Annotated in this window: 12 protein-coding genes; 6 read left to right on the forward strand and 6 right to left on the reverse strand. The window is 47.5% G+C overall.

Translation table 11 applies throughout. The features are described from left to right. Positions 1-142: 142 nt before the first annotated feature. The gene (locus tag K4A83_RS18955) at positions 143-1,489 is read right to left on the reverse strand and encodes a UDP-N-acetylmuramoyl-tripeptide--D-alanyl-D-alanine ligase (protein WP_265266239.1); all 1,347 of its coding nucleotides are present in this window, start codon (positions 1,487-1,489) and stop codon (positions 143-145) included. Positions 1,490-1,908: 419 nt separating this feature from the next. Here K4A83_RS18955 and K4A83_RS18960 point away from each other — a divergent pair, with 419 nt between their 5' ends. From K4A83_RS18960 to K4A83_RS18970, 3 genes are all read left to right on the forward strand, one after another. Then, positions 1,909-3,186 carry a hypothetical protein gene (locus K4A83_RS18960; protein WP_407810145.1) on the forward strand — a complete coding sequence of 426 codons (1,278 nt, stop codon included), beginning with the start codon at positions 1,909-1,911 and terminating at the stop codon, positions 3,184-3,186. A 378-nt stretch (positions 3,187-3,564) separates the two neighbouring features. Continuing rightward, positions 3,565-3,903, forward strand: coding sequence for a hypothetical protein (locus K4A83_RS18965; RefSeq protein WP_265266242.1), 339 nt, complete (start codon positions 3,565-3,567; stop codon positions 3,901-3,903). Positions 3,904-3,922: 19 nt separating this feature from the next. After that, positions 3,923-4,396 carry a CRR6 family NdhI maturation factor gene (locus K4A83_RS18970; RefSeq protein WP_265266243.1) on the forward strand — a complete coding sequence of 158 codons (474 nt, stop codon included), beginning with the start codon at positions 3,923-3,925 and terminating at the stop codon, positions 4,394-4,396. 149 nt (positions 4,397-4,545) lie between these two features. Here the strand turns inward: K4A83_RS18970 and K4A83_RS18975 are convergent, their stop codons facing one another. The 3 genes from K4A83_RS18975 to K4A83_RS18985 are packed head-to-tail and all read right to left on the reverse strand — an operon-like array spanning position 4,546 to position 7,377. Next, on the reverse strand, positions 4,546-5,904 hold the full coding sequence (locus tag K4A83_RS18975; RefSeq protein WP_265266244.1) for a GTP-binding protein: 1,359 nt from the start codon (positions 5,902-5,904) through the stop codon (positions 4,546-4,548). 48 nt (positions 5,905-5,952) lie between these two features. Continuing rightward, on the reverse strand, positions 5,953-6,486 hold the full coding sequence (gene scpB, locus K4A83_RS18980; RefSeq protein ID WP_265266245.1) for an SMC-Scp complex subunit ScpB: 534 nt from the start codon (positions 6,484-6,486) through the stop codon (positions 5,953-5,955). 42 nt (positions 6,487-6,528) lie between these two features. After that, entirely contained in the window at positions 6,529-7,377 is an 849-nt protein-coding gene (locus K4A83_RS18985; RefSeq protein WP_265266246.1) for an ABC transporter ATP-binding protein, read from the reverse strand. A gap of 313 nt (positions 7,378-7,690) precedes the next feature. Here K4A83_RS18985 and K4A83_RS18990 point away from each other — a divergent pair, with 313 nt between their 5' ends. The 3 genes from K4A83_RS18990 (at position 7,691) to K4A83_RS19000 (ending at position 11,134) form a co-directional block, all read left to right on the forward strand. Next, complete coding sequence (locus K4A83_RS18990; protein ID WP_265266248.1) at positions 7,691-9,415, forward strand: sensor histidine kinase; 1,725 nt, start codon at positions 7,691-7,693, stop codon at positions 9,413-9,415. Between the two features lie 129 nt (positions 9,416-9,544). Beyond that, positions 9,545-10,366 (forward strand): ABC transporter substrate-binding protein, encoded by an 822-nt coding sequence (locus K4A83_RS18995; protein WP_265266249.1) that lies wholly within the window; start codon positions 9,545-9,547, stop codon positions 10,364-10,366. A gap of 294 nt (positions 10,367-10,660) precedes the next feature. Beyond that, the gene (locus tag K4A83_RS19000) at positions 10,661-11,134 is read left to right on the forward strand and encodes a hypothetical protein (protein WP_265266250.1); all 474 of its coding nucleotides are present in this window, start codon (positions 10,661-10,663) and stop codon (positions 11,132-11,134) included. 71 nt (positions 11,135-11,205) lie between these two features. On the opposite strand, the gene cutA is transcribed toward K4A83_RS19000, so the two are convergent. Further along, a complete protein-coding gene (gene cutA / locus K4A83_RS19005) occupies positions 11,206-11,517 on the reverse strand; it encodes a divalent-cation tolerance protein CutA (protein WP_265266251.1) in 312 nt (103 codons plus the stop codon). 31 nt (positions 11,518-11,548) lie between these two features. Next, the gene (locus tag K4A83_RS19010) at positions 11,549-12,895 is read right to left on the reverse strand and encodes an FAD-binding oxidoreductase (RefSeq protein WP_265266252.1); all 1,347 of its coding nucleotides are present in this window, start codon (positions 12,893-12,895) and stop codon (positions 11,549-11,551) included. Positions 12,896-13,209 lie beyond the last annotated feature (314 nt).

A 13,209-nucleotide genomic window follows, 5' to 3' on the forward strand; every position in this document is an offset into this window, starting at 1 on the left:
CCATTATAACACACTTAATAAAACTGGCAAGGCTCATTAAGTGTTGACGCTTCGCGGGTTACATACTGTTTTTCTTTTCATCCCCGTCCTCAAGTATCGGGGCTTTCAAGAAAACATGATCGGTAAAAAGGGGGCTAGGGTATCAATTCTCAATGATCAATTGCACCACTTGACTTAAACCCACGGAATTAGAGGCCTTGAATAATACTGTATCCCCCGGTTGTAACAAATTTTTTAGGGCGCTCAACAGTTCAGCGTGGGTAGTGTAGCACTGTTGGGGGATTTGGGGGGCGGCTTGGGCGATCGCCTCCGCCTCGGGATCATCCACCAAAACCAAGAGATAATCCAGCTTTAAGCCCTGTACCATTTCCCCTACCCTCCGATGAAGAGCGGCCGATTGCGGCCCTAACTCCTTCATCGTTCCTAATACCGCAATATGACGCGCTCCGGGGGTTTCCTTCAACAACCGCAAGGCCGCAATCATCGACTCATAGCCCGCGTTGTATGTCTCATCTAACACCGTCACCCCGCCGGGCAAATCGTAGCGTTTCGCCCGCCCTCCGGGTAACTCTACCACTAAACCCTCTTGTAGAGGAGTCCAATCCACCCCTAACACCTTCGCCACCGCCAACGCGGCCAAAAAATTCGAGGCATTGTGTTCCCCCGGCAAGGGTAGAGGCAAGCGCATCCCCTCCACCTCCAACACTTGCCCCTCCCCTAAAGTCCCCCGCACATCTCCCCCCGTGAGGCCATAGGTCACGGTTTCCCCTTGCCACACTTGAGCCGCCGTTTTCATTAACCGCTCATTGTCGGCATTTAACACCGCTATACTGGTTTTGGGCATAGTCGCCAGTAACTCACACTTCGCCTCTGCGATCGCCTGTTCCGACCCCAACAAGCCAATATGAGCCGTCCCCACATTGGTAATTAACCCAATAGTCGGCCGAGCAATTTCCGTTAACTCCGCAATTTGACCCCGCCCCCGCATCGCCATTTCTACCACTGCATAATCATGGTCATTTGTCAACCCTAAAAGTGTTTTTGGCACCCCAATTTCATTGTTATAATTCTTCTCCGTCTTCAGCACCCGTCCCCGAGTCCCCAACACCGCCGCCAGCAACTCCTTGGTCGTAGTTTTGCCCACGGAGCCCGTCAAGCCAATCACCGGGAGCGTAAACTGTTCCCGCCACCACCGCCCAATCCTCTGATAGGCCGTCAGGGTATCCGCCACAGGCAACACAGGCATTTCCCCCGTCCAGGTCACCCCTTCAGCAATCACCGCCGCCCTCGCCCCGGCCTGTTCCGCCGTCGCTAAAAAATCATGACCATCAAAACGCTCTCCCCGTAAGGCAACGAACAAATCCCCCGCCTTGAGAGTGCGGCTATCCGTCACCACATTATTTATTTTTTGTGAGAGAATATTATCAGATGCCGTACAAGTTATTCCCAGTAAATCAGCCAGTTGGTGTAAAGACAGTTCAGGAGTCATGATATGAAGTTAAAGCAAATCCGCTTTTATTCTATCGCCCCAAGCCCCCAACCACTGGGCAAAACCCTTGTTTTTCGGTAGAATTGCCGAACCCATAAACGAGGAGGTCAAGTTATGATAGGGGTACAGTCAGGGTTTTAATGTTCAAGTTTTAGGGACTGGGCTGCCTTAAACTGGGCGAGTCAGCTATTATGGTCTTTCCGCATCTACTGTGACTTAAAATCGGAAAATTCTCCGGTTGTCAGTCCCCGAACCCGAAAAAAACAAGAAAGAGCAAAGCGTGACAAACTCTTGCGTTTTTACGTCTTGTGTTGTTACCCCTTGTATTTTTTCAATGTGTTTTTTCCGTATATTTTCTTGTCAATCCTACACAGCCCCAATACATCCTCATGTAAGGAGGGCTGACTAAAGTGCCAACCTTGACAGATTGCTATTTACGACGAACAACGAAAGAGGAACAACTGCTGTACGACCATCTGCTTTACTTCGTACAGACAGAACCTGCGCAGGAAATGATCGAACGTTTCCGTCGCCTGTTCATTGGGGGGCGAGACTATCAGCCGCTTGCAGTCCGTGCAGCCTTAGAAGACTTAGCTTGTCAAAAACAGATTGAGGGCGAATTTCCCTTTATTCTCAATCGTTGCTGTCATATTTTGATTAATCGCTGGCAAACCAATCCGAGTACACGCTGGGCGATTCCGGAGTTAGTGGAAGTGTTCCGGTTTATCCCCCCCGTGGGTACGGTGCAATCTCGGGGAGCGCGACGAGTGCGCCAACTGTTATGGGATTTCCGAGAAACAGAACAGTATTTAACCTTACAGCGTTTAGCCCGGGTGATTGAACACACCAACGAAGAAAGCGGGCAATTACGACCTGTCAAGGAACGGGATGGTAGTAATTTAGTCGGAACCTTAATTAATCGCTATCCCTATCTCTACGAACATTGCTTGTTATCTCAAGATAGCAGCTATGAACACCAGCAAACCGTCCGTCAAATTCGCGATCGCATCCAAAAGCAATTTGAACTCGACTTATCCCAGTTTGCCATGTATCAGATGCGTTCTCTCCAAGCCGGGAAAACTGGGCGCATTATTCACCCTGTCCCCAATCCTACCCTATTAAGCGATCAAGAACTCCAAAGCGCCTTACATCAATTTGTGGGCAAAATCCAAGGGGATAATACCCATTATGATCTCGCCAATAGTTTCCTAAAACAAAGTTTACGCGCTTCCTCCTTTCGCCTATTTAAAGACGACCTCTATGACTATTTAATAGACTCCATTGATCCTCGCTACGGCAACCGCCAATTCAATGAACGTCTCTATCAACAATTGCGGGATACCCTCACCCGTTACGATAGCCAGAAGCCTAATAATACCCTCCTTCTACGCACATCCAGCCATCTTTTGAACTTTTTAGTGGTGGAAAGTCTACAGCGTCCAAATCACTATATTTTTGTCGATTTAGTTACGAATTTAGGTCCCACCTCAACGGTGGTTTTGTTATTAAAAATTACCCTATTATGTAAACAGGTTAAACCTTACCTAGAAAAGCGGTTTTCAATTTTATTTAACCATTACGAAACCTCAGAAGAAGATGGCGTTCCTTGGTTAGTTAAATCCATGGAAAATATGCACATTGCCTTAAGTGTTCATTTTGGCTCAATTGATGTCTCTTTCCTTAACCGCTTATTCTAGGTTCTACCAGCAATTTGTGGCGATTTGTAGCCGTTTGTAGGTTGGGTGAAGCGACAGCGCAACCCAACAAAATAATTAATAATTGTTAATTGTTTCGTGATCTGTAGGTTGGGTAAAGCGACAGCACAACCCAACAAAATAATTAATAATTGTTAATTGTTTCGTGATCTGTAGGTTGGGTGAAGCGACAGCATAACCCAACAAAATAATTAATAATTGTTAATTGTTTCGTGATCTGTAGGTTGGGTGAAGCGACAGCACAACCCAACAAAATAATTAATAATTGTTAATTGTTTCGCGATCTGTAGGTTGGGTAAAGCGACAGCGCAACCCAACCACTCACAGACCACCTATAGTCAACACTTATTTCATCTAAAAATGGAAAAAATTGACCAAATTAATCTGAATGAAAGCGTCAAAACCACTACAAGAAAACAACAAATCCAAGCCAAGAAAGAACAAGACAAGCGGAAAGGGTATGAAGAACTCACCCTACTTTGTCAAGTGGGGGAAATTGAGATGGCGCGACGGTTAGCAGAGAGAAACCCCCACTGGGGTTATACTGTTAATCATAGTGGTGTCCAAGAAAGTCGTTATGAGCAGTTAGTAGAACTTTGTGAGGTGGGGGAAGTGGAACTTGCCCAAGAGTTGACGGAAGAAAATCCCCACTGGGGTTATATAATTGTCGAGGGTTCGGTGCAGAAAAAAGAGGATTAGTCTTAAAAAAACTAGAGCAATGAAAATAACGATTACGGCTGAACAGATTTATAAGCTGGATCTTTCTCCAGTACAACCTGTAATTGAAGCCTTAAATCAGAAGTCAACGGCGACCGATTTAGCCCAATCAGTTCAGCTAGAAATTGATTTTCCTCGGGCAGAAACAGACCCCCGGGAGTTGTCAGAAATTCCCGAGGTGCGTTTGTGGTTTGTGCGCTTAGATGCGGTGTATCCTTGGTTTCCTTTTGTGTTGGATTGGGGGACCCAATGGGCGCGCTATGTGGCGATGTTGGTACCGCACCAATTCCATCGGGTGGAGGGGATTCAATATAATCCCGAAGCGTTGGAAATTTTTGTCATGTATAAGGTGTTTGGGATTACCCACTGGTTAAACCAACGGGGGGAACGGGCGACGGCAAAAGTTAAGGATATGATGCAGGTGTTGGGCTATGAGGTGGATGAGGGGTTATTTAACCTGTTGGGGGAACTTTGACGCTCCCATCGCTAAAAGCGAGGGATTCCCTGTTCAACCAGTTACCTTATCTACTAAGCTCTCACCTAATAGACAGTGGGTAGTCTGTCCGAGGGCGTAACGAGTTTAACCTTTGAGGGGTTCGGGGGGTTATCAGCAGGGGAAGGGTGTCACGCTAGGGAAATTTCGTCTTTAAGACGGTAGATGATGGTTTTTGGGTCAATTTGACCTAAAATCTCTTGGATGACGGTGCTTGCGCCTAATGCGCCCCAACTACAGCCTTTTTCGAGGTAGTCTTGAGCGGCTTTACCAATGATGTAAGACCCATAGCCTGCGATCGCACCCTGGAGAGCGGCGGTGGTGGCGTAGGTCGTGAGGGCGGCGGGACCTTCGTTGAGGAGGCTGGTACTTTTGCTGACGCTAAATAGGGCGGTGCTAGCCAGTTCAGCAAGGAAGAGGGTTCCGGCACTGGTGAAGATTTTGGTGAGGAGGGCTCCGGCTTGGTAGCTGGTCATGGGCAGGCCGTAGAGGCGGGCGAGGGCGCGAATCAGGGCGAGGTCAGCCCAAAGGCCGCCGAGGAGGTCGAGGAGGGCGATGGGGTTGAGGGCGACGAGGAGGGCTTTGGTTTTGGTGTAGCGCCAGATGAGGGTTTCGGCTTCTTGGGCGCGGAGTTCAATGGTTTTGCGGGCTAGGCGCTGTTCGGCAGCTTGGGCTTGCAGGAGGGCGTTTAGGGCGAGGAGGGAACGACCTTCTTGGTTGAGGAGGGTGAGAATCCGTTCTTGGAGGGGTTGGATTTGGGGGGGTGGGGTTTCGAGGGTTTCTTGAATTTGCCCGTTGGGCCACTCAATGCGGAGGGGGATGGGGGCGGGTTGGGCGGCAACCATTACGATTTCATCGGGGGAAAGGAGGGAGTGGAGAGAGTGGGGGGTGTGGCTAGTGGTGGCGAGGGTTTGGAGTTGTTGGTAAATGGCGCTGCGATCGCATTCTGGATACAAGTCCACTTTATTAAACACCAGAATCAAGGGTTTCTGGGCTTGGCGCAATTCACATAAGGCCTCGTATTCGGTGCGGGTAATATCCCCAGCCACGATAAATAAGATTAAGTCGGCTTGTTGGGCGACTTCTTTGGCCATTTGCGCCCTCCCTTGCCCCTCAATTTCATCGAGGCCGGGGGTGTCAATCAATTCCACCTTCACTTTTCCTCCCGCAGGAGTCCAAGTGATAGAACGGGGGTATTTGGTGACACCATGAAGAGGGCCGGTTTCTAGGAGATTTTGACCCATTAAGCTATTCAGGACGGCGGATTTCCCCCGACTCACTAAACCAAAGGCGGCAATACAGAGGGCTTTTTGTTCAATTTTATCCAGCGCCCGTTTGAGGGTTTGCAGTTCTCCCCGCACGGCAGCCTGTAGTGTCTCGTTGGGTGCGTAGTGGCCATGTCGTTGAAAGCTACTATACCAAGAGAGGGCTTGCTGGAGACTAGCCCGGGCTTGGTTGTAGTGGGTTTCTTGGGGAGAGGAGGCTTTCATTAATCGGGAATAGGGAATAGGGAATAATTATCAATTATCAATTCTCCATTATTCTTCCTCTGGTGAGGAGTGAGCTTGGAGAATTTGGGAGAGTTCGTCCACTTCAAAATACTGATGAAACTTCGAGGTAATTTCTAACCAGTAGGAACGCCCTTCCGCTTGACGACGTTTGCGCACAAAGCCTAACTGTACGAGTTCTTGGACTTGTTGATAAGCGCTGCTCCCTCGCAGGTCGATAAGGTCAGTTTGTAGGATGGGGGATTTTAGTGCGATCGCTGCCAAAGTCCGCAATGCCCCGGTTCCCAGTTCCGCCGGGACGAGATGGTGCATAAAATGCTGAAACGTTTCCCGCAGTTGCAAACTGTAACCGCTTGGGGTTTCCACAATTTCTAAGGCACTGTCTCGGTGGGCGTAATCATCCATTAATTCTAACAGGGCATCCTTAATGTCTTTAGCCCGACAGCCCATTTGTTCGGCAATGGCGGCTAAAGTCATCGGTTGACCTTTGAGGTATAAAATGGCCTCAATTTGGGTGGCTAATCGGGGGGACGTGGCGAGATCGGGAATGGGCAGTTGTTTCATGGGCAAGGTTAGGGGACATTGGGGGAGAGGGCGATTTACGGCCTAGTCCAATTGGTGTCCGGTGAGTTGGACAAAAATATCTTCTAGGTTGGACTCGCGCACCATCATCCCGGTTTTGTCCGGCATTTGCTCAAAATATTCGTTAGCTTGGGCTAAGGTGGGGAAGAATTTAGACTCACTGCGATCGCCCACTTGTTTCATCACTAATCCCTCCCCATACTTCGCCTTAAATTGGTCGAGGGTGCCAAGTTCAATCAGTTTCCCACTGTCCATGATGCCAATGCGATCGCATAAAAATTCCACTTCTTCCATATAATGCGTCGTCAACAAGATGGTCATCCCTTGACGGTTCAAATCCCGGATAATTTCCCACAGACGGCGACGATTTTGGGGATCTAAACCCACCGTCGGTTCATCTAAAAACAGAATTTTCGGTTGATGGAGTAAAGCGCGAGCGATTTGGAGACGGCGCTTCATGCCCCCAGAAAGGGTTTTCGCTAGGTCTTTGGTGCGATCGCTTAAATCCACATACTCCAGCCACTGTTCAATGCGTTGTTTCCGTTCTGGGTTAGGGATATGGTGCATCCGTCCATGAAACTCCATATTCTCCCACACCGTTAGGTCACTATCTACACTCACCTGTTGTAACACAACCCCAATATTGCGCCGCACCTCTACAGGATTCTGTTTGACCTCATGTCCCGCCACCTCAATATAGCCCTCGGTGGGTTGAGTGAGGGTGATAATCATGCGAATCGTGGTCGATTTACCAGCACCGTTAGGACCAAGGAGGCCAAACATTTCACCGGATTTGATTTCAAAGGAGAGATCATTCACCACAGGAATATGGTTATAGACCTTCTGCACATTTTTCAGAGTAACTGCGCCCACGGTTTTCTTGGATCAAGAGTACAGGCTTACATTATTAGCGATCGCCTCCATTTTCTGCAACTCCCCCCTAGACCCATCAAACCCAAGGACTCGCAAAGACACTTGAACAGGTCTTGTTCCCAACAGATCCAACAAATCAGATCACAAGCTCGATCAATTTTTGTGAACCGTGAGTTGTTGTTATCCCACCCAGTCATTAAGATAAGGATAGGATTTTAATCGTTCCAATTTATGGTACTTCTACCGATGCAATCAGTATTTAAATTCACTCTAATCATTGGTAGATCACCTTGCGCGTGATTGCCCTTGTCTTATGTCTAAATTTCCTCCGTCCGTTTCTTTATCCAAATTTTTGGTCAAGTTTCCCTTAATGCCCCCCAAAACGCGCTCCCTTCGTACCCAAATTTATTGGGGATATGGGGCATCTCTCGGAATTGCCGTTGTCGGGACAATAATCGGTTTATTATTGGGAGACTACTACCATAGTCAAGCCCGAGAAGAATTAAGAACCGCCCACTGGGAAGGAAAAACGCTTAACTCTCTCTTGTTAAAAAGTCGCGATTTTCAGCCAGAACGAGAATTTATCCCCGTATTACGCCATCCTAATCGTCTTGCTGAAGCCATCCAGAACTTTGACCATCGTTCCCAGTCTTTAATGGGTCTAATAGAAACCTTGCAACAACATCCTGAACTTCAACAGGAACAACGATTACAAAGCTTTCTTCTCGTCTACCAAAATGTAGCACAAACTTATATTCACCACCAACAAAACATTCTCAAAGAAATTGATCTGAATCTCACCGATCGCTCAGAAGTCTTAGCAATAGAAGACACCTTAACACACTTTGCCGATAGTAGTCTTGCTCTGCGTTTCTTTCGGTATTCTGAAGAAATTCGCGTCTTTATTCAAAACTCACAAGAACATATTGAACAGGCAGAATTAGCCCTCACAGAAGCCAATACCTTACGCACTAAAGTGATTTTATTTAGTCTGTTTTGTTCCATTCTTATTGCGGCTCTATTAGCACGATATACTAGCCGCGCTCTAGTGCGTCCCATTCAAGCTGTGAGTGATGTCGCCTATCAAGTCGCAAAAACCGGAGATGCTGAACTCCGCGCCCCTGTTATGACAGAAGATGAAGTAGGGGTTTTAGCTCGTTCTCTCAATCAACTTATCCAATGGATTCAAGACTATACCCAAGACTTGAAAGAAGCCCAAGCCCAACTGATTCAAACGGAAAAAATGTCTAGTCTAGGGCAAATGGTCGCCGGGATTGCCCACGAGATTAATAACCCCGTAAACTTTATTTATGGCAACTTATCTCATATTGAAGAATACAGCGATACTTTACTAGGATTAATTGAATTATATCAAAAAGAATACCCTAAAGTCAATAATGAATTAGCCGAACAAATAGAAGATAGTGACCTAGAATTTATGCGGGAAGATTTACCTGCAATTTTGCATTCTATGCGCATGGGATCTGAACGAATTCGGCAAATTGTGCTATCTTTACGCAACTTCTCCCGTTTGGATGATTCAAGCCAGAAAGCGGTTGATCTCCATGAGGGTATTGATAGCACCTTGATTTTACTGAACAATCGCATCAAAAAAGAGATTGAAATTGTTAAAGATTATGGCGAGCTTCCCCCTGTTCCCTGTTATCCCGCCCAACTCAATCAAGTCTTTATGAATTTACTCAGTAATGCCATTGATGCGCTGTCGGACAATAAATCCAACCCCCAGAAACAGATTAAAATTCATACCGAAGCCTCGGAAGATAGTGCCAAGATCACCATTGCTGATAATGGTGTAGGCATTCCAGAAACCATTCGCTCCAAACTCTTTGATCCCTTTTTTACGACCAAACCTATTGGCAAAGGAACGGGATTAGGACTGGCAATTTCTTATAAAATCATGGAAAAACATGACGGTAAAATCCAAGTAGATTCTACTCCCGGGGAAGGAACAGCCTTTACGCTGATCCTCCCCCTACATCCGAACAGATCGGGCAAGCCAGTTTCAGGAAAAGCTTAATAATTCTTAAGGGATACAGCAATTCTATTGCGGTTATAATTTTCCTAAAACTTTACCCCATATCGTAGGATAAATCAGTAAACTAATTCTCCGCCAATTTCTTGAGTTTTCTTCTATTCAAGGTGAGCTATGTTATCTAAATCCAATCGCTTTTCTCGACGCTTTGTGTTGCAATTACTAGGGGGAACAGGATTAGCGATCGCCTTTAGTAGTTGTCGCGCCCAAACCCCAACTACAACAGCACCTTTGCGGATTGGCTTAAATGTCGGGAATGTGCCGTGGGAGTTTGAAAACGAGGCCGGGGAATTAGTCGGGTTTGAGGTTGATATGATTAAACATATTGCCGAACAACTCAATCGCCCGTTAGAATTTTTAGACCTGCCCTTTATTGATCTTTTCCCCTCCTTACTCTCCCAACGGATTGATATAGCAATGGCTTCCATTACCATCACATCTGAACGCTTGGAGAACTTTGATTTTGCTCAACCTTACTATGATAGTGACCAATCTTTAACCGTTAAAGTTGATAGTAATATTACCCGCTTAGAGGATTTACAAGGGCAAGAAGTCGGAGTAGAGAATGGCTCAACAGGTGATCAGTGGGTCGAAGAACATAAAGAAAAATATCAGTTTAGTCGGATTCGTCGCTACGAAGGGCTTCCCCCAGCAATGGCTGATTTAGAAGCGGGAATTTTTGCTGGGTATATTTCAGATATTCCCGGAATGTTGCACTACACCCAAGATAAACCCCTGTTGCAAGTCGTGCAACGGATTCCGACGGGAGAACAATATAGTTTTATGTTTGCGAAAGGGAATCCTTTACGAGATGAAGTTAATGCAGAAATTACCCGCTTAAAAGAAACGGGGCAATTAGCAGAAATTCATGAGCGCTGGTTTGGTACTCCTCCCGACGAAGGAACATCTACGGTGGACGTTTTGCCCGTTCCTTAGTCAGTGAAGTTCTCCCCCGCTAACCCTACGGGTATAACGGGGGCTTCTCAAGCCAACAAAGAGAGTTGAACTCCCACTATTGCTTGAGCTTCCTGCTTCACAGGCCGACCAACTTGGGCAAGGGGAAAAATAGGGAATCAATTCAGTTCAGTCGGCCGAAAAAACTGGCAAATTTGCCCAAAAACTCCCCTTTTGTTGGGTTAAAAACCCCTTGGATTTCAAGGCAAAAATGCCACAATGGAAGCAAGGCAGTTCTAGTAACTGCTAGGTCATCGTATTGTGGAGGAACGGATTATGTTTTCTCGTCATATCCGTTATGGATTGGGCTGTTCGCTGTTGTTGGTTGTCGGGAGTTTACCTATTTTGGCACAACAAGCCAATTTTGCCCCCTTACATTTAGCCCGAGAGGGGGAACAGGTGAGTGGTCAAGTCACAGGGAGTACTGGGGGAGCGTTTTCCTTGGCGAATATTGCAGGACGCGATCGCCACGGCAACCCCTGTTTAGGTTTTGGTTCTCCCACCCCCGATCATGTCATGATTCTAGAAGAAAATCTAGATCGTTTAAAGTTAACAGTTCATAGTGGGGGCAAAGATACTACCCTGGTGATTCAAGGCCCGAACAATACAATACGCTGTGCTGATGATGGCGGTTCGGGAGAGGATGCGAGTGTGGAAGATACAAACTGGGGAGCGGGAACTTATCAGGTTTGGGTGGGATCTTTTGAGGCTAGTCAGCGTTGGCGTTATCGTTTGGTGGCCAGCAATTAGTCAATCAAAAATCCAAACCTTCGGGTATGGTTGCAGCAATCTCGCCCCCGTTTTTGGGTGGGAATGGGTGTTCAGGCCGTATTCTCGGCAATCCAGCCCAGATAGGCGGCAGAACCTTCTACTATGGGTAAGGCAATGATTTCTGGGACTTCGTAGGAGTGCAGTTCTTGAACTTTGGCTTCAATGGCGGCATAGTGAGCTAAGTTGGTTTTAATCACCAGTTGCCACTCTTGAGCGGACTCGATGCTTCCCTGCCAAGTATAGATGGAATGAATGGGGGTTAAACTAACACAGGCCGCGAGTTTACTTTCCACAAGATACCGCGCAATGGTTTTTGCTTCTGTTTCTGAACTGGCGGTGACTAAAATAATTCCGTATGGCATAACACTCCTGAAGGACGGGGCTTGTATCCCATTATTTTCGGTCAAATTTCTCTCCCCAGGCGCGCATTTTACCGGGATTGAGTAATCCGTAGGGATCGACTTGTTCTTTAAAGGCCAGTTGTAGGGGGTCAATGACTTTGCGGCCGCCGTCTTCGAGGATGTAGGTGTGGGGATTGGCGATCGCACAACCCTGAGCCTCATGACACTCAATAATCGCCCCCAGACGCTCTGGGGTAGTATAGCGAACTAATTGCAATCCGGCCGGAATAGCACGACCTGCGACCCGCAAAAATTCCAAGTGAATCATCACCTCATCCCCAAACTGTTCATACATCGCCGCGACGCGCTCTAAATCGAAATAAAAGGTCTGTAAATAGGTTAATGAGGGGTCAACAGCGCGGGCGTGGAGGGTGGTATGGTTCCAGGTGAATTCGGCTAAACTGGTGCCTTTTTGGGCTTCCTGAGCGCGTTTTTGATAGGTGATCGTGCCGCCATAGTCTTTTACTAAAGCTTCTAAGGGGTCTAAGGAGGATTCCGCTACCATTAATAAGGCACAGGACTGACCGGGGGGAATAAACTCTTGTAGGGCGGTCAAATAGCCCCCAATGGGGTCAGCGCAGACAGTGACTAATTTTTTGACTAAACCATCCCCATCACTGAGGGCCTGACCAAACCGAGCGGCCGTAAGAAAATCCCCAAAGGTGACAATGACCTCGGCCCAAGGATAAGCGGGAGCGAGGGGAATTTCCAGTTGGGTGATAATGCCATTGGTTCCGTAGGCATGGTTGATTTGTTGCACTTCATCTCCCCGGAGGGTGAGAATTCGGGGGTGATCTTCAAGGGTGACAACTCGGGCCCCGTAAACATTGCCGCGATCGCGCAGTTGTCCATAATTAATCGAACCAATGCCACCACTTCCCCCCCCAATAAACCCCCCGAGGGTTGCTGTGCGGTAGGTGGAGGGGTACATCCGTAACTCCCAACCTTGCAAGCGGGCTTGTTTATCAAAGGCCGCCATTTTGACCCCTACTTCCACCGCGGCCACCCCCTCTTTAATCCAGAGAATTTGGTTCATCCGGGTTGTATCCAGCACAATCCCCCCCATCAGGGGGATACATTGCCCATAGTTCCCCGTCCCAGCCCCTCGCACGGTCAGGGGGATTTTATGGCGAACGCAGACTTGAGCGACTTGTTGCACTTGGGCCTCATTGACCGGACGCACGACTAAATCCGCCCGTTTATCGGCTAGTTGAGGCTGCAAAATGGGGCTGAAGTGGTAGTAGTCAAGGGAGAGTTTGGTCAGTTGTTGGGGGTCAGTGATGGTTTCAATGCCAGTCAGTTCTGCGTGAATCGCTTGCCAGTCCAAGGAGGAGGTCATAGGTCAATTTTTAACTATCAATGATTAATGCCTATTCATGACAAGTTGAGCATGAATGTCCTCTTGTCAATGTCAGGGAACAATTAACAATTATCAATTATCCATTGTCAATTGCTCTACCCCCCACTGATTCCTAGTCCTTGTGAGCAGAGCCACAACGACAAGCCCAAATCTCCGAGCGCTGGGCATTGACCAAAAATAATGGGTTTCAAGCCCCGCCCTTCCAGGGCGGCATTAGGAGTGCTACAATGATACCAAGCAAGCCAGTGTCAAACAATGTTGGTTCTCGAATACAAGGTCAAACCCAAACCTTA

Origin of the sequence: Spirulina subsalsa FACHB-351 (assembly GCF_026130165.1) — a bacterium.
Classification (GTDB): domain Bacteria; phylum Cyanobacteriota; class Cyanobacteriia; order Cyanobacteriales; family Spirulinaceae; genus Spirulina_A; species Spirulina_A subsalsa_A.

Excerpts from the sequence above, each read along its gene's own strand:
- K4A83_RS19010 (WP_265266252.1), bottom strand. The coding sequence starts at position 12,895 with ATGACCTCCTCCTTGGACTGGCAAGCGATTCACGCAGAACTGACTGGC.
- K4A83_RS18975 (WP_265266244.1), bottom strand. The coding sequence starts at position 5,904 with ATGAAAGCCTCCTCTCCCCAAGAAACCCACTACAACCAAGCCCGGGCT.
- K4A83_RS18990 (WP_265266248.1), top strand. The coding sequence starts at position 7,691 with ATGTCTAAATTTCCTCCGTCCGTTTCTTTATCCAAATTTTTGGTCAAG.
- K4A83_RS18995 (WP_265266249.1), top strand. The coding sequence starts at position 9,545 with ATGTTATCTAAATCCAATCGCTTTTCTCGACGCTTTGTGTTGCAATTA.
- K4A83_RS19000 (WP_265266250.1), top strand. The coding sequence starts at position 10,661 with ATGTTTTCTCGTCATATCCGTTATGGATTGGGCTGTTCGCTGTTGTTG.
- scpB (WP_265266245.1), bottom strand. The coding sequence starts at position 6,486 with ATGAAACAACTGCCCATTCCCGATCTCGCCACGTCCCCCCGATTAGCC.
- K4A83_RS18970 (WP_265266243.1), top strand. The coding sequence starts at position 3,923 with ATGAAAATAACGATTACGGCTGAACAGATTTATAAGCTGGATCTTTCT.
- K4A83_RS18955 (WP_265266239.1), bottom strand. The coding sequence starts at position 1,489 with ATGACTCCTGAACTGTCTTTACACCAACTGGCTGATTTACTGGGAATA.
- cutA (WP_265266251.1), bottom strand. The coding sequence starts at position 11,517 with ATGCCATACGGAATTATTTTAGTCACCGCCAGTTCAGAAACAGAAGCA.
- K4A83_RS18965 (WP_265266242.1), top strand. The coding sequence starts at position 3,565 with ATGGAAAAAATTGACCAAATTAATCTGAATGAAAGCGTCAAAACCACT.